The 16716-nt window shown below is 66.6% G+C and carries 13 protein-coding genes; 6 read left to right on the forward strand and 7 right to left on the reverse strand.

The window, feature by feature from the left end; genetic code table 11:
• Positions 1-130: 130 nt before the first annotated feature.
• Both ABE505_RS12075 and ABE505_RS12080 read left to right on the forward strand, forming a co-directional pair.
• Positions 131-2026 (forward strand): ATP-binding cassette domain-containing protein, encoded by a 1896-nt coding sequence (locus ABE505_RS12075; RefSeq protein WP_346444633.1) that lies wholly within the window; start codon positions 131-133, stop codon positions 2024-2026.
• Between the two features lie 23 nt (positions 2027-2049).
• Positions 2050-3399: an aminodeoxychorismate synthase component I gene (locus ABE505_RS12080; RefSeq protein WP_346444632.1), complete on the forward strand. Its 1350-nt coding sequence runs from the start codon at positions 2050-2052 to the stop codon at positions 3397-3399.
• Positions 3400-4135: 736 nt separating this feature from the next.
• On the opposite strand, the gene alr is transcribed toward ABE505_RS12080, so the two are convergent.
• Positions 4136-5212 carry an alanine racemase gene (gene alr, locus ABE505_RS12085; protein WP_346444630.1) on the reverse strand — a complete coding sequence of 359 codons (1077 nt, stop codon included), beginning with the start codon at positions 5210-5212 and terminating at the stop codon, positions 4136-4138.
• A 25-nt stretch (positions 5213-5237) separates the two neighbouring features.
• On the reverse strand, positions 5238-6554 hold the full coding sequence (locus ABE505_RS12090) for a D-amino acid dehydrogenase (RefSeq protein ID WP_346444628.1): 1317 nt from the start codon (positions 6552-6554) through the stop codon (positions 5238-5240).
• 152 nt (positions 6555-6706) lie between these two features.
• Here ABE505_RS12090 and ABE505_RS12095 point away from each other — a divergent pair, with 152 nt between their 5' ends.
• The 4 genes from ABE505_RS12095 (at position 6707) to ABE505_RS12110 (ending at position 11228) form a co-directional block, all read left to right on the forward strand.
• Entirely contained in the window at positions 6707-7198 is a 492-nt protein-coding gene (locus ABE505_RS12095) for an AsnC family transcriptional regulator (protein WP_346444626.1), read from the forward strand.
• A gap of 1 nt (position 7199) precedes the next feature.
• A complete protein-coding gene (locus ABE505_RS12100; RefSeq protein ID WP_346444624.1) occupies positions 7200-7892 on the forward strand; it encodes a DTW domain-containing protein in 693 nt (230 codons plus the stop codon).
• Positions 7893-8229: 337 nt separating this feature from the next.
• Positions 8230-9012 (forward strand): 3-oxoacyl-ACP reductase, encoded by a 783-nt coding sequence (locus tag ABE505_RS12105; protein WP_346444726.1) that lies wholly within the window; start codon positions 8230-8232, stop codon positions 9010-9012.
• Between the two features lie 137 nt (positions 9013-9149).
• The gene (locus ABE505_RS12110) at positions 9150-11228 is read left to right on the forward strand and encodes a C1 family peptidase (RefSeq protein ID WP_346444622.1); all 2079 of its coding nucleotides are present in this window, start codon (positions 9150-9152) and stop codon (positions 11226-11228) included.
• A gap of 48 nt (positions 11229-11276) precedes the next feature.
• Here ABE505_RS12110 and ABE505_RS12115 read toward each other — a convergent pair whose 3' ends face one another.
• The 5 genes from ABE505_RS12115 to ABE505_RS12135 form a co-directional block, all read right to left on the reverse strand.
• Positions 11277-12428, reverse strand: coding sequence for a cytochrome P450 (locus ABE505_RS12115; RefSeq protein ID WP_346444620.1), 1152 nt, complete (start codon positions 12426-12428; stop codon positions 11277-11279).
• A 530-nt stretch (positions 12429-12958) separates the two neighbouring features.
• A complete protein-coding gene (locus ABE505_RS12120; protein ID WP_346444618.1) occupies positions 12959-13351 on the reverse strand; it encodes a type II toxin-antitoxin system HicB family antitoxin in 393 nt (130 codons plus the stop codon).
• A 9-nt stretch (positions 13352-13360) separates the two neighbouring features.
• Positions 13361-13537 (reverse strand): type II toxin-antitoxin system HicA family toxin, encoded by a 177-nt coding sequence (locus tag ABE505_RS12125; protein WP_082132466.1) that lies wholly within the window; start codon positions 13535-13537, stop codon positions 13361-13363.
• A gap of 66 nt (positions 13538-13603) precedes the next feature.
• The gene (locus tag ABE505_RS12130; protein ID WP_346444616.1) at positions 13604-13765 is read right to left on the reverse strand and encodes a hypothetical protein; all 162 of its coding nucleotides are present in this window, start codon (positions 13763-13765) and stop codon (positions 13604-13606) included.
• Between the two features lie 421 nt (positions 13766-14186).
• Positions 14187-16169, reverse strand: a complete 1983-nt coding sequence (locus ABE505_RS12135) for an ATP-binding protein (RefSeq protein WP_346444614.1) — start codon at positions 16167-16169, stop codon at positions 14187-14189.
• Positions 16170-16716 lie beyond the last annotated feature (547 nt).

The following is a 16716-nucleotide window of genomic DNA, read 5'->3' on the forward strand; positions in this document are numbered from 1 at the left end:
TCTTTCTGGATACGCCGGTTCCGGGGCCGGTCCAACTAGGGATCACCCTAAGGGCGCGGGTTCAGGTGCGTCCGATGTCCGAGACTGCGATGGCGGTCCGGTCAGCGGCGCGGACCGCTACACTGTGCGGATGCCTTTGATGACCTTGAATGCCGTCGACTACAGCGTCGGCGGCCCTTTGCTGCTGGACGGCGTGGAATTTTCGATCGAACGCGGCGAGCGCGTGGCGCTGATCGGCCGCAACGGTGCCGGCAAGTCCACCCTGATGCGCCTGATCGACGGCGAGCTGAAGCCCGACGACGGCGAGATCCGCCGCGAGCAGGGCGTACGCGTGACCCGCCTGGAGCAGGAAGTGCCCGCGGGCGCCGACGGCAGCATCTTCGACGTCGTGGCGGGCGGCCTGGGCGAGGCGGGCGCGGCGCTGGCCGAGTACCACCGCCTGCTGCACGCCGAGGACTACGACGCACTCGCCGACGTCCAGGCGCGCATCGACGCCCTCGACGGCTGGCGCATCGACCAGCGTGTGACCGAGGTCCTCGAACGCCTGCAGCTCGACGGCGATGCCGCATTCACCCGGCTGTCGGGTGGCATGAAGCGCCGCGTGCTGCTGGCGCGTGCGGTGGTGTCGGCGCCGGACATCCTGCTGCTCGACGAGCCGACCAATCATCTCGACATCGCCGCGATCGACTGGCTCGAAGGCTTCCTCAAGCAGTGGCCCGGCGCAATCGTGTTCGTCACCCATGACCGCCGATTCCTGCGTGCGCTGGCCACGCGCATCATCGAGATCGATCGCGGCAAGCTGACCAGCTGGCCCGGCGACTGGGACAACTACGTGCGCCGCCGCGAGGAACGCCTCAACGCCGAGGCCCAGGAGCAGGCGCGTTTCGACAAGATGCTGGCGCAGGAAGAGGCGTGGATCCGACAGGGCATCAAGGCCCGCCGCACCCGCGACGAAGGCCGCGTGCGCCGGCTCAAGGCGATGCGCGTCGAACGTGCGCAGCGCCGCGATCTCACCGGGAACGTGCGCATGGCCGCGGCCTCGGCCGGCAATTCCGGCAAGAAGGTCGTCGAGCTCAAAGACATCAGCTTCGGCTTCGGCGATCGCGTCCTGATCCGCGATTTCTCCACGACGATCTTCCGCGGCGATCGCATCGGCCTGATCGGCGCCAACGGCACCGGCAAGACCACGCTGCTCAAATTGCTGCTGGGCGAGCTGCAGCCGCAGACCGGTGAGGTGCGCGCGGGCACGCAGCTTCAGATCGCGTACTTCGACCAATACCGCGCGACGCTGCGCGAGGACTGGAACGCGTTGGAGAACGTGGCCGAAGGCCAGGACTTCGTCGAGATCAACGGCACCCGCAAGCACGTGATCGGCTATCTGCAGGATTTCCTGTTCACGCCCGAACGCGCGCGTGCGCCGATCACCCGCCTCTCGGGCGGCGAGCGCAACCGTCTGCTGCTGGCCAAGCTGTTCGCGCAGCCGTCCAACCTGCTGGTGATGGACGAACCGACCAACGACCTCGACGTCGAGACGCTGGAACTGCTCGAAGAACTGCTGGGCGAGTATCCCGGCACGCTGCTGCTGGTCAGCCACGACCGCGACTTCCTCGACAACGTGGTCACCTCGACGCTGGTGATGGAAGGCGAGGGTCACGTCGGCGAGTACATCGGCGGTTACGAGGACTGGCTGCGCCAACGCCCGCAGCCGGGCGAGGCGCTGCCGGCGACCACGCTCGCGGCGAAATCCGCGGCCAGCGCAGTGCAAGCCGCTTCGACGCCGGCCGTGGGCGAAGCGCCGGTCACGGCCAAGCGCAAGCTCAGTTACAAGGACCAGCGCGAGCTCGAACAATTGCCCGGCCGCATCGAGCAGTTGGAGACGGACATCGCGCGCATGACCGAGGAGATGAACACGCCGGCGTTCTATCAGCGCGACGCCGCCGGCATCGCCGCGCACGGCCAGCAATTGCAGCAGCTACAGGACGCGCTCGACGCCGCCTACCTGCGCTGGACCGAACTCGACGCCTGACGCTCACTCACGACGGCCGCCCCGTGCTGATCACCCGACCGCTGCCCGCCGACACCGACCTGCTCGCGCTGCAGCGCGCCACGCCCGCACGCCATCCACTGCTGCTGCAGTCGGTGGCGCACGGCACCGCGCAATCGCGCTGGGACCTGCTGCTGGCGACCGACGGCGCATCGCTGCGACTGGATGCCGATGGCATCACGCGCGATGCCGACGGTCGCAGCCTCGAAGGCGCATTCCTCGATCTGCTCGATGCCCAATGGCGCGCCGCACGCAGCGATCGCGACGAACCGCGCTGGCCCTTCCGCGGCGGCTGGGCGCTGTATCTGGGCTATGAACTCGCCGCCCAGGTCGAACCGGTGCTGGACCTGCCCGCCGCTGTCGGCCATCTGCCGGTCGCGATGGCCTGGCGCTGTCCGGCCGCGGTGCTGCGCGACCACGCCACGGGCGAGGTCGTCGCGGTCGCCGAGCCCGGCTACGCCGCGTTGCTCGACGCCCTGATCGAGGCGGCGGCGGTCGCGCCTGCGCCGTTGCCCGCCTGGCGCGCGCCGCTCGCGCTCGACGAAGACACCCCGGCGCGCTTCACCGACGGGGTGCGCCACGTGCTCGACTACCTCGCTGCCGGCGACGTGTTCCAGGCCAACCTCTCGCGCGGCTGGCGTGCGACCTTCGCCGGCGCGCTCGATCCTGCCGCGCTTTACGCCCGCCTGCGCGAGCACAACCCCGCGCCATTCGCCGGCCTGCTGCAGGGCGCGGGCTGGGCGGTCGCCAGCGCCTCGCCTGAGCGTCTGGTCTCGGTGCGCGGCGACCTCGTCGAGACCCGGCCGATCGCCGGCACCCGCGCCCGCTTCGACGGCGACGACGACCTGGCCCGCGTGCAGGAACTGGTCGGCCACCCGAAGGAGCGCGCCGAGCATGTGATGCTGGTGGACCTGGAGCGCAACGACCTGGGGCGCGTGTGCGTGGCCGGCAGCGTCGAAGTCGACGAGCTGATGTGCGTGGAGAGCTACGCGCACGTGCACCACATCGTCAGCAATGTGCGCGGCCGACTGCGGTCCGACGCGACGCCGGGGCGAACGATCGCCGCGGTGTTCCCCGGCGGCACGATCACCGGCTGCCCGAAGGTCCGCTGCATGCAGATCATCGCCGAGCTCGAAGGGCAGGGCCGTGGTGCCTACACCGGCGCGATGGGCTGGCTGAACAGTGATGGCGACCTCGATCTCAACATCCTGATCCGCAGCGCCGAGATCGAAGGCGACACCGCGCGCTTCCGCACCGGCGCCGGCATCGTCGCCGACTCCGACCCCGCGCGCGAACTCGACGAGACCCGCGCCAAGGCCCGCGGCACCCTCCGCGCGCTGGGGTGCGATGGCTGAGGCGTTCGTCGCGCAGGTCTTTCGCGAGGACGCACGCCCTCGCAATCAACTCCCCCGCATGCGGGGAGGTCGGTGCCGGAGGCGCCGGGTGGGGGTAAGCGCGTGTCGTGGAACGCGGCCCCCATCCCAGCCTTCCCCCGTAAAAAACGGGGGAAGGGGCCAAAAGCCCTCATCGCGCGAGAACACCTCGCCGCCTGAGGCGGTGCGCGGAATCACCTCCCCGCTCGCGGGGAGGTCGGTGCGCACCGTGCGCCGGGTGGGGGTAAGTGCTTGTCGCGGAACGCGGCCCCCATCCCAGCCTTCCCCCGTAAAAACGGGGGAAGGGGCCAAAAGCCTTCATTGCACGAGAACACCTCGACCGCCTGAGGCGGTGCGCTGAATCACCTCGCCCGCTCGCGAGGAGGTCGGTGCCGAAAGCGCCGGGTTGGGGGCAAGCGCTTGTCGCGGAACGCGCCCCCCATCCCAGCCTTCCCCCGTAAAAACGGGGGAAGGGGCCAAAAGCCTTCATTGCACGAGAACACCTCGACCGCCTGAGAGGATGCGCGGAATCACCTCCTCCGCTCGAGGGGAGGTCGGTGCCGAAGGCGCCGGGTGGGGGTAAGTGCTTGTCGCGGAACGCGGCCCCCATCCCAGCCTTCCTCCGTAAAAAACGGGGGAAGGGGCCAAGCGCGGAATCACCTCCCCCGCTCGCGGGGGAGGTCGGCGCGCAGCGCGCGCCGGGTGGGGGCAAGCGCCGTCAGCGTTCCGCGATCGACACCAGCGGCACGCGCTTGACGCCGCACAGCAGCCGATACGCACTCGTCTGGCTGCGCGCGACGACCTCGCCGGCCGGGACCTGGCGGCCCCACAGTTCGACACGACTGCCGACGCCGGCTTGCGGATGCTCGGTCAGGTCGACGGTGAGCATGTCCATCGACACTCGGCCGATCAGCCGGCCCGGCCGCCCGTCGATCGCGACCGGCGTGCCGGCGACGGCGAACTGCGGATAGCCGTCCGCATAGCCCATTGCCACCACGCCCACACGCGTGGGCTGCGGCGTGACGAACGTGCCGCCGTAGCCCACGGGCTCGCCGGCTGGCAGCTCGCGCACCGCGATGACCTGCGATTCGAGCGTCATCACCGGCTGCAGCTGCGCCGCAGCCGGATGGCCGGGCGCGAACGGCGACGCGCCATACAGCATCAGCCCCGCACGCGCCCAGTCGCCGCGTGCCTGCGGCCAGGCGAGCAGGGCGGGGGAGTTGCACAGGCTGGTCTCGCCCGGCAGGCCGGCGGTGACCGCGGCGAACGTCGCGATCTGCTCACGCGTGCGCGGCTGGTCGGGTTCGTCGGCGCGCGAGAAGTGGGTCATCTTCACCAGGCGGCCGACCTGCGGCAGGGCGTGCAGCTGCTGCCAGGCGGCGGCATAGGCGGCCGGATCGATGCCGACCCGGTGCATGCCCGAGTCGAGCTTGAGCCACACGTCCAGCGGCCGCGGCAGCGAGGTGCGCGCGAGTGCCTCGACCTGCCAGGACGCGTGGACGACCATCCATAGATCGTGCTTCGCGACCAGCGGCAGCTCGTCGGCGGCGAGCACGCCCTCCAGCAGCAGGATCGGCGCGGTGATGCCGGCTTCGCGCAGCGTCAGCGCTTCTTCCAGGAACGCGACCGCGAACCCGTCGGCGTCGCTCGACAGTGCCTGCGCGCAGCGCACCGCGCCATGGCCGTAGGCATCGGCCTTGATCACCGCCAGGGTCTTGCCGCCGCCGAGGCGGCGGGCGAGTCGGTAGTTGTGGCGCAGGGCGTCGAGGTCGATCAGCGCGCGAGCGGGGCGCATTGCGGTGTCCTTGCTGCGGGGGAAATCAGCGCGCCATTGTCGCGCCTGCGACGCTGCGCGTGTCCGACCGCGACGCAGTGTCCCGCGCGTGTCCGTAGCGAGAGAGGTCGAGTCCGTCGCCGCGGATCGCGGTCGGTTGCATCGCCATCAGGTCGGCCAGATAACGGCCCGAGCCGCAGGCCATCGTCCAGCCCAGCGTGCCGTGCCCGGTGTTGAGGAACAGGTTGCGGTAGCGGGTGGCGCCGACCACCGGCGTGCCGTCGGGCGTGGCCGGCCGCAGGCCGGTCCAGAAGTCGGCCGCTGCGAGGTCGCCGCCGTGCGGGTACAGGTCGCCGACCACTTTTTCCAGCGTCGCGCGCCGGCGCGGATCCAGGCGCATGTCGAAACCGGCGACCTCGGCCATGCCGCCGACGCGGATGCGGGTGTCGAAGCGGGTGATCGCGACCTTGTAGCTTTCGTCGAGCACCGTGGAGACCGGCGCCATCGCCGGGTCGCGGATGGGGATCGTCAGCGAATAGCCCTTGAGCGGATACACCGGCACGTCCAGGCCCAGCGGCCGCAGCAGGGCCGGCGACCAACTGCCCAGCGCCATCACATAGCGGTCGAAGCGTTCCAGGCGGCCATCGATGCGCATGCCGTCGACCCGGTCGCCGCTGCCCTCGATGCGCTCGATCGTCTGCCCGAAGCGGAACGTCACGCCTTCGTTGCGCGCCAGTTCGGTCAGCCGCTCGGTGAACAGCCGGCAATCGCCGGTCTGGTCGTCGGGCAGACGCAGCGCGCCGGTCAGGCGGTCGGCGACACGGGCCAGCGCCGGTTCCACACGCGCGATGCCGGCGCGGTCGAGCAGCTCGTAGGGGACGCCGGCCTGGTCGAGCACCGCGGTGTCGCGTCCGGCGTGGTCGAGCTGCGCCTGGGTGCGGAAGACCTGCAGCGTCCCCAGCTGGCGTTCCTCGTAGGCGATGCCGGTCTCGGCGCGCAGCGCGTCCAGGCAGTCGCGGCTGTACTCGGCCAGCCGCACCATCCGTTCCTTGTTCACCGCGTAGCGCGCGGCAGTGCAGTTGCGCAGCATCTGCGCCAGCCACAGGTATTGCTGGGGATCGGACGTGAGCCGGATCGCCAGCGGCGCATGCCGTTGCATCAACCAGCGGATCGCCTTGAACGGCACGCCCGGCGCCGCCCACGGCGACGCATAGCCGGGCGAGATCTGTCCGGCGTTGGCATGGCTGGTCTCGCAGGCCGGACCATTCGCCCGGTCGACCACCGTCACCTCGAACCCGGCGCGCGCCAAATACCAGGCGCTCGTCACGCCGATCACACCGCTTCCCAGCACCACCACGCGCATGTGCGCCACTCCGCAAGACATTTCGCCGACGCAGGGCGCGACCGGCACGCAATCCGCGCAGTATAGTGGCGGCCCGATAGTCGATTCCGCTGTTTTGAGGCGTGGTTCATGGCGGATTATCCTGTCGCGTGCCGCTCTTGCCCGGAGTTTTCATGCCCGTCCCGCGCACCCCCCGCAGCCGCCCGCTCGACCGCATCGACGCGCGCATCCTGCGCATCCTGCAGGCGGATGCGCGCATCTCGTTTACCGAGCTCGGCGAACGGGTCGGACTGTCGACGACGCCGTGCACCGAACGCGTCCGTCGGCTCGAGCGCGAGGGTGTGATCCAGGGCTACCACGCCCGGCTCGATCCGGCGCGGTTGAAGGCTGGCCTGCTGGTGTTCGTGCAGATCGGCCTGGCCTACAAGTCGGCCGACATCTTCGAGGAGTTCCGCCGCGCGGCCCTGCGCGTGCCCAATGTGCTCGAATGTCACCTGATGTCGGGCGATTTCGACTACCTGATCAAGGCCCGCATCCCGGAGATGGCCGCCTATCGCGAACTGCTCGGTAGCAGCCTGCTGACGCTGCCGCATGTGCGCGAATCGCGCAGCTATATCGTGATGGAGGAAATCAAGGAGACACTGGCGCTGGCGATCCCCGACTGAGATGGCAGGCGGCGCCTCCGCCCACCATTTCACGGACGCCGCACCGCGCGCCATGGCCCGCCTCCGCTGCCCCCGCTGCCTGCGCCCGGTCTCGCATTGCCTGTGCGCGTGGATCCCCGATCTGCCCAGTCGCAGCCGGGTTCTCGTACTGCAGCATCCCGACGAGGCCGCGCATCCGCTCAACACCGCGCGGCTGGCCGCGCTTGGCTTGCGCCAAGCCACGCTGTGGGTGGGCGAGCGCTTCGCCGAACTGCCGGCCTGGCTCGAGGCCCCCGGGGTGCGTGCGCTGCTGCTGTTTCCGGGCGAGGCGGCCGTCGATCCCGGGACATGGACGGCGACGGGCGAGGGCACGCAGACGCTGCTCGTCGTTCCGGACGGCACTTGGCGCACGGCCCGTCGCCTGCTGCGCCTGAACCCTGCGCTCGCCGCGCTGCCGCGGCTGGCCCTCGCGCCGGACCGGCGCTCGCGTTATCGCGTGCGCCGCGCCCGCGAACCGCATGCCCTCGCGACCGTCGAGGCGATCGCCGCCGCGCTCGACCTGCTCGAGCCTGGCGGCGGCTTCGAGGTGCTGCTCGCATCGTTCGACGCGATGGTCGACGGGCAGATCGCGGCGCAGGCAACGCGGGAGGCGGGCGGGGCGGGGGTGTCGGCGGATGCCGAGGCTACGGGCGAAGCCGGGGCTCCAGAAAGATAAGTCGTGGACGGCGCATGACGTGCGTTGTGCTCTCGCATGCGTGTTCGTGGGGGGAGACGCCATCGCGCCAGTCCGTGCCCCCACCCGCCACGCTGCGCGTGTCGACCTCCCCCACGCGTGGGGGAGGTGACCATGCGACGCGGCGTCGCTGACGTCTTACCGCGCGCTGGGACGAACAATGCGCCGACCCGCGGCTTACTTAAGGCGCGCACGACTACTCCTTCCCCCGCTTGCGGGGGAAGGTTGGGATGGGGGGGCTTTTCGCTCTTCGCTGCACTGTTCGCGCACGCCTCGAACCCGCGCAGCAATGGCATGCTTGCCGACTGTTCTCGCCTTGATGGATGTGCCGATGTCGCTCCCGCTCTCCGACCAGATCGTCCTCGTCACCGGTGGCGCCCGCGGCCTGGGGGCCGTGATCGTGCGCGCGTTCCTCGGCCAGCGCGCGCGCGTGGTGGTCAATCATTTCCGCAGTGCTGCGGCCGCGCAGGCGCTGCAGGACGAGTTCGGCCCCGAGCGCGCGCTGGCGCTGCGGGCCGATGTCACCGACCCCACGCAGGTCGCCACGTTGTTCGAGCAGGCGCACGCGCGGTTCGGTGCGCCGGTGACCACCGTGGTCAACAACGCGCTCGTCGATTTCGCGTTCGACGGCGATGCCCGCCCGCAGGGCGAGACGATCGATTGGGCGCGCTTCTCCGCCCAGTTCGAGGGCAGCGTGCGCGGGGCACTGAATACGATCCAGGCCGCCGTGCCCGGCATGCACGAGCGCGGCTTCGGGCGTGTGATCAACATCGGCACCAACCTGTTCCAGAACCCGGTCGTGCCGTACCACGACTACACCGCCGCCAAGGCCGCGCTGCTCTCGCTCACGCGCACGATGGCCGCCGATCTCGGCCCGCACGGCATCACCGTGAACATGCTCTCCGGCGGCCTGCTGCGGACCACCGATGCGAGCGCCGCAACCCCCGAGGCGGTGTTCGACCTGATCGCCGCCAGCACGCCATTGCGCCGCGTGACCACGCCGGGCGAATTCGCCGACGCGGTGCTGTTCTTCGCCTCGCCGTGGGCGCGCGCCGTCACCGGCCAGAACCTTGTCGTCGACGGCGGCCTGGTCAAGGACTGATCGGTCGCGGCCGATGCGACCGCCCTCGCGCACGCTGCCGCGACGGCGACACACAACCGGTGCACACTGCAGCCGGGGATCCGCCAAGGCCGGTGGCAGGCATCGGCCGCGTTCGACGCAGGCACGCAGGAGGCAGCATGGCGACCACGACGACCCGCGCCGGCAAGGCGCCTCGGACGACAGCGGCGACGCCGCGGCTGTTCGACGCCCGGCCCGACACCGCCGACTTCCGCGACCGCATGTTCGAGCCCACGCTGGTCGACGTGCCCTCGGAGATGCCGCTCGCGCACTTCCTCGCGCTGAAGGTCCCCTTGCTCGACCAGCGCAGCGACGGCGCCTGCACCGCCTACGGCCTGGCCACCGTGGCCCACACCTTGCTGCGCCGCCGCCGGCCCGAGCCGGTCACCCGGCGGGTGAGCACGCGCATGCTCTACGACATGGCACGCCGCTACGACGAATGGCAGGGCGAGGACTACACCGGCTCGAGCTGCCGCGGCGCGATGAAGGGCTGGCACCGCCACGGCGTCTGCGCCGAAGAGTGCTGGCCGGCGCGCCCCGGGCCGCTGCACGAGGTCTACACCGAGGAACGCGCCCGGGCCGCGCAGGAGCACCCGCTCGGCGCCTATTACCGCGTCAACCACAAGGACCTGGTGGCGATGCACGCCGCCTTTGCTGAGGCCGGCGTGCTCTACGCCTCGGCGGCCGTGCACGACGGCTGGCTGGCGCCGCCGGCCACCGGCGTCATCACGTGGGCCGAGCAACCGATCGCCGGCTGGCATGCGTTCGCGATCGTCGGTTACGACCGTGACGGCTTCTGGCTGCAGAACTCCTGGGGCACGCGTTGGGGCCGGCGCGGCTACGGCTGGGTGAGCTACGACGAGTGGCTGCAGCGCGGCACCGATGTCTGGGTGGCGCGGCTGGCCGTGCCGGTGCGCCTGCAACGCGTCCAGGCCACGGCCACCAGCAATTCGTTCCTGGCCCGCCAGTCCAACAGCTATGCCCAGGCCGACCTGCGCCCGCACATCGTCAGCCTCGGCAACGACGGCCGCCTGCGCACGACCGGCCGCTTCGGCACCGGCCAGGAGGCGGTGCGCAACCTCGTGCGCGACGACCTGCCGCGCATCACCCGCGACTGGCCCAAGAAGCGCATCGCGCTCTATGCGCACGGCGGCCTGGTGCCCGAGGAGGCCGCCATCCAGCGCGTCGCCGACCTGCGCGAGCTGATGCTGCCGCAGCAGGTCTACCCGCTGTGCTTCGTCTGGAAGACCGGCTTCTGGAGCACGCTGGGCAACCTGCTGCGCGATGCCGTGCGCCCGCGCACCGAGGGCCTGATGGACCGCGCCAAGGGCCTGTTGCTCGACCGCGTCGACGACACCATCGAACCGTTGGCCCGCGCCCTGGGCGGCAAGGCGCTGTGGGACGAGATGAAGGAAAACGCGCTGCTGGCGACCAACGCCGTCGTGCGCAGCGGCGAGGCGATCACCGAAGCGGGCGGCGCGGCCCAGGTCGCCCGCCTCCTGGGCGAATGGATGCAGGCCGACCCCGATGTGGAACTGCACCTGGTCGGCCACAGTGCCGGGGCCGTGCTGCTGGCGCCGCTGGCACAACTGCTGACCAGCGACGGCCGCGTCGAAGACGGCCCGGCCGCCACGATGCAGGGCATCGGCCAGCGTATCGCCAGCCTCACGCTGTGGGCGCCGGCGATGACCATGGCCCTGTTCGAGCAGACCTTCCTGCCGGTGCTGCAGAACGAACGCATCGGCCATGCCGCGCTGTTCACGCTGACCGATCGCGCCGAGCAGGACGACCATTGCGCACGCATCTACAACAAGTCCCTGCTGTACCTCGTGGCCCATGCCTTCGAGGTGCGTGCGCGCAGTTGGGTGCGCAGCGAGCATCGCCATGGCACGCCATTGCTGGGCATGGCCCGCTTCATTGAGGCCCATTCGGGCATCCGCGACCTGCTGGCCACCGATCGGCTGGACTGGATCCAGTCCCCGGCCCGCGAGCCGCCCGCCAGCGTCGCCGACGGCAGTGCGGCGACCCGTCACGGCGACTTCGACAACGACCCCGAAACCCTGCAGGCCACCGTGTGCCGCATCCTCGGCCGCCGCGACGGCCGCGCCCCGGTGCGCATCCATCGGACCGAGTTCGGGCTGGAGGACACCCGCAACCGGCTGTGCGAGGCGTTGGATACTGCGCCGGTGCGGCGCTAGACGAGAGCGGGGCGCATCACCGCGTCGCTCCTCGGAGGCCGGCGATGCTCAAGGCGCCTCGAGCTGGGATCGCGGCGGCGAGAACATCGTGTTCGCGCACGGCGACCTGCCGAGCTGGACGAGTTGCAGGCTGCCCAGAGCCGCGGCGTGCCGCACCACGGCCGCCAGCCAACGGATCTCGAACTGCGAGCCGATGCACGCGCCGGGGCCCGCCGAAAAGGGCATGAACGCCGCCGGCCGCGGGTCCTCCTGCCAGCGCTGTGGCGCGAAGGCGCGTGCATCGGGCCAGGCGTCACGATGCCGATGCAGGACGAACACCGGAATCACCAGGTCGTCATCGCGCAGCGCCTTGACCGGCCCGACCTGATGGTCCTTGAGCACGCGCCGGCCATGCGCCGAGGCCGGCGGCCACAGCCGCAGCAGTTCCAGTGCGACATGCTCGGGCTTGCAAGTGAACACACGGGCACGCGCCTCGGCGGAGGTGTCGATGCCGGCCACCGCGTCCATGTGCAAGACGCACGCGAGCCACGCCAACATGACGCCCGACGCGCCGACCACCGACAGCACGGCGTGCAGATAGACCTCGCCGCGCGCCGCGCCGGTCAGCACACCATCGGCGAGCAACACCGCCGGCGGCTCGGCATCGCAGGTCGTGAGCATCGCCGCGACCCGCGACGCCAGTCCTTCGGCGCGTGCACGCTGGGCAGCATCGAGTTGCCCGCCGACGAGCTTGGCGTGGAAGACATCGCCGATGTACACGCGGACCGCAGCCGCCAACTCGGGATTGCAGTCGAAACCCAGCATGCTGGCGACCGAATCGAGCGCCGCCAGCAGGGCAGCGCGATGCAGATCCCCCGAGGCCGCCGCGAGCGCCACGACCGCGACGCGTGCTGCGGCATCGACATCGTGCCGGGCAGCGACGCCGTGCAGCCAGCGGTTGAGTTCGGTGACGGTGGCGGCCGGCACCCGCTGCTTGTCGCCGAACTGCCACACGCTCGGCTCGCGCGCCAGGCAGTTGTCGCTGTCGAGCAAAGCCCGACGTGCCAGCGCCGCATCGCAGACCACCACGTCACCGATCCAGGCGCGGTAGACCGGGCGGCGCTCGCACTTGCGCAGCAACGCCTGCATGCGCCGCCAACCGGCGTCGTCGGCGACGCGGCCGCCCAGGAATCGGCCCACGACGGGGAGCTTGTCGAGCATGGATGTCCTTCTCCACAAAACAAACGCCGCGCAGCACGAAGCTGCGCGGCGCAGTGTCGACGCGCGACTCAGCCCAGATAGATATTCGGCCAGAGGTAGGCGTACTTCCACACGGCCTTCTGGCGGCCAGACCCGGTACGCAGCACCGAACGCACGAAACGCTTCATGATCCTATCTCCTTGTGTCGTCATGAGATCGAGAACAACGGGGCAAGCCGCCGATACGACCGCAAACCGACCGCGGGACATACCGACACCCGTTGCGTTCCTACTGTCCTAGCGCGAACCGATGCGTCTGCGCATCTTCCCCCACAAGCGCCGCGATCCGCGCCGGCAGTCTAGGCACAGTTTTTGGTTGCGTGCAATCATCGCCGCGCTTCTGGTCTTAAGGGGCAGCCCCCGCTATGGCGGTGCGCCGGGCAGAGAATGCGCGCAGCGGCGTCGAGACGGACGAGTCACGGGAAAATTCGAAGGTCCTACAAAGAAGCCCCGCACGAAGCGAGGCTGATCTGTTGCCTGAGTGCTCGCCCGTCAGGGGGCGCCAAGCGCCATCCGGGCGATATAGCCGGACCGGCTTTCGCCGGCCGCCCGGGCCCGCTCGTCGAGCCGATGCAGCACGCGGCGCGGAATACTGATATTCACTCGCTCGATCTGATCGTCGAGCGCGGCGGGATCGACTTTGACGAAGCCGAACGTCCAGCCCGAGTAATCGTCCTCGTTCGCCCAGCGCGCCACCGTGGAGGGGGCAGGAATCTCCATGCCCTGATCGATGGCGGCCTCGATCCAGTGATGGATCGCCTCTTCCGCATGCGTCATGGCGTCGTCAATGGTGTCGCCGGCCGAAAAACAGCCGGGGAGATCGGGTACGACAACGCCGAACGCCGTGCCGTCATCGCCCGGTTCGATTGCGATTGGATAGCGCATAGGGCCTCCTCAGATACCTGCGGCCTTCTTCAGTTTCGCCACCAGTCCCCGGCCGAGGTCTTTCTTGGGGTGTGGGATCGAGAGGGGGTAATGACCCGGCTTGGTGAAGATGTGGTGCGAACCGCTGATCCGATCCAACGTCCAGCCCGCAGCTTCCACCGCCTTGATGAGGTCTCCACTCTTCATGAGTGTGTATCCTACACACTGCAACGCTTCGGTCAATCAGTACTAGCCGATCGGCCACCTGCGCATTCAGCGAGCCTCCAACGACGCCCGCAACGCCGTCTCCAGCGCCGCGTCGCCGCTGACCAGGTCGGTCCAGCGCAGCGCCAGCCCCTTGCGCTTGCCCTTGGGCACGAGCTTCAGGCCGTCTGGGTCGATCCTCAGCACATAAGGCGCATTGCCGATCAGCACTTCGCACTTGCGGGGTTTGTCAAGCGGCGTGACGGTAGGGGATCCCCGGCTGGGCCGGAGGTGGCGCTTGTGCCTAAGCTTGTCGCGCTGCAGTATCGGAACCCATATTGGCAGACCGTGGCTGGCGCCGCACAGGTTGGCAGCGGGTCCGGTCTGCGCTCGCGCTTCGCGCGTACTCGGGCCTCACCCTCAAGGACGCTGGGCGATCCAGGTGCCATTCGTTTGTATCGATCTTAAAGGACAGAGTGCGGAGTTCGGTGCAGGAACCGCTGGGTCATTACAGAAGCCGAAAATGTATTCTGGTTTAACTAAGTTAATCGATTTCAAGCAACGTTTCGATAAAATAAATGCCGTTAATTCTGCCTTTAATTGGCGATGAAATATAATTCACGTGCGCCACGCCACGTGATTTAATTCCTGATTAGATGCGAGAAAGTCGGTCCTCAAACCACCCGACGGCGTTGCGATGAAGTGCGGCATCAAATTGATCGATGTCTTTAGCGTGAGCGTCGGGGCGCTCGTTAACAATGGTCGTAAATTTATCAAGCGTTGCTTTGTCCCCGAAAAGCTTGTCAAACAACTCCCATTCTTTCTTGACAACAGAGATAAGCTCTAGCCAGAAAAGCTTCGACATTATTTCGTCAAGGTCGCTGCTCTGAAGGCCTTCTCGCCTTTTCGCATCGACACACTTGAGAATCCGCTCTTTGGCTGGAGATTTTGATGAATCGTTCATTGATGAAAATCTTATAAAGTTGCCAACAACTCCCCTTAATTTTCTCTCTAGAATATTTCGGCGTCGAGATATTATAGCGAGCTCATCAGCCCACTCTCCGTAATTAGACGAGTCGGTTGTGATTGGTGGTTCCGGCTGAGCGCGAATTGCTTCCTCGGTTCTATTGGTCGATAGATTCTTTAAGCCTGCCTCCATCATTTCACCGCTAATTGTGGGCGTGTGACCAGAAGAAACAATTCCATACTTCTGCAAAACTCGAAGCATGCGTGGGGGGAGGGCTGAAATTCCTCTTTCGTAACAAGCGAACGCGGGGTCTCTAACTTCAGGGTATACTCTGAATAGATGAGCTAAAGCCACTTCCGACATGGCTGTGCCATCGGAATCTATAAACTCTCTAAGATAATCATTAATTAGGGACACCTGGGGTTCGAATGGTCTAAGTCCTACATCAATTTTCGAGTGTATGTAGCTGCAGGCTTTTCGAATCCAAAAAGGCATGTCTGCGCAAGTTTGTGCGATCTTGTCGGCAACTTCGTCGTTAAATGCAAGTCCAGCAGTTCGCCCTAGGCGGCGGATCATCGCCGCGGCAGCGCCACGGGGAAGTGGGCTCAAGTACTCCTCCGGAACCAATGAAAGAGCGGCGTTCTCGATCCCCTCAATCGACTCTACTGAAAACCATTTGCTTGAGACGCCTGATATCAAAAGTGATAAATTTCTGCTCGTCATTGCGGACGATTGATAGACAGCCCGCAAATTTCTCCAAAATGCATTGAAATCCTCCCGCCAATGGGGGGCAGTCGGACTGGTTGGGGTTAGATAGTCGATTTCATCGAATACAAATAGAATCTGCTTTTCGTGTTTTTCAACCGCACTTTTTAGTCGTTCTGAGGAGGTTGTGATTTCAACTTCCTCGGTATTGATGACGAGCTTTCCGTCGTTCTTAGTTAGTGCGCGCTCAAGTGAGGAAGCAAGAGAATTTAGAAGCTGCGCCGCTCGAAGGTTAAATACAGAATCGCTTTCGGCATCAATTAAGAATGTGGAACAATCGTAGTGCTCTCGAACCTCGTGAACCACTCTGTGGAGCACCGAGGTTTTTCCGATCTTGCGAATGCCGAAGCAAGATCTAATTTGTCCGGTCTGAAGCTTTTTAGCTAGATTTCGCGCTTCCTCTCTTCGTCCAAAAAACTGCAAGTCATCAGCGACTGGCCCTGTGACGTCAAAAACGTCAAAAGAGTACAGCTCGTAGGCAAGGGCTTGCAGCAACGAATCGCCGGTGGGGAGTGAGCCCTCGTAGTATATCGGTAGAACTGCAAGACTATGTTCGCGGCCCCACTTCTTTAGCTTATTGTTTCCTCTAGGGTCTCTGTGTATTACAACAAACGTTGAGGAATCCAGGCGGCCGTTGGGGTCCTCAATTATCTCGCGCGCGGTCTGAATGGTTCTAGTTTGCTGATCTTCGAAAGTTGAGATAAGGATTAGTATCTCTCGGTCAATGGATAGAACTGCGCGAAGTTTGGAGGACGGCATCGCGATGCATGTTCCGTAATAGCCTTTCTCTCTGGTTATCGAGGAGTCTGAGTTTATTTTAAAAGACCCTGCAAAAGCTTCGGGCAGCTCGGATCGGATGGAGTCGGTTAGCTCAATCGGATTGTCCAGGTTCTTCGGTCTCACTGTCGATTTCCTTATTAGCGGTGTCTACGCGATTATTCTGTGGGGCTGAAGAAAATGTGAAATTTTTGAGTGCCCAAAGTCGCCAATTCTTAGATGTTGCAAGGCGTGATCCACAGTGAGAAAAATGTCGCGAGTGGCCGGCGGATCCAAGTTCATTTGCCGCCATCGTTGTAAATTTTCGCTGGGGAAGTGCCTGCAAGCATCGCATCTTGGCTTCATCAACTGTTCGGAAGGCTTTATAAAGGCACTTCTTGTGCGCGAACGTAGTGGCTCGCGCGGTATCCGGCGGACGCGAGGTGGGGGGTTACAGCAGTACATCATGCGTGCGGTGGCTTGAGGGAGATCGTCACGGTCCGACTGCCGCCCTCGGTCCGCACCATGCGCTCCACCCGATAGTCTTCCCAGCCACCCAGGGCAGACTCAACTTCCAAGTGCAACACCCGGCGGAGTGTAGGGTGTCGCGATGGGAAAACAGTACAGCCACCTGAGCGCGGAAGAGCGCGCAGTGCTTCAGGTCGAGCGCAACCGCGGGACGAGCCTTCAGGAG

This window comes from Luteimonas sp. TWI382, from assembly GCF_039674545.1.
In the GTDB taxonomy this organism is placed as follows: Bacteria; Pseudomonadota; Gammaproteobacteria; order Xanthomonadales; family Xanthomonadaceae; genus Luteimonas.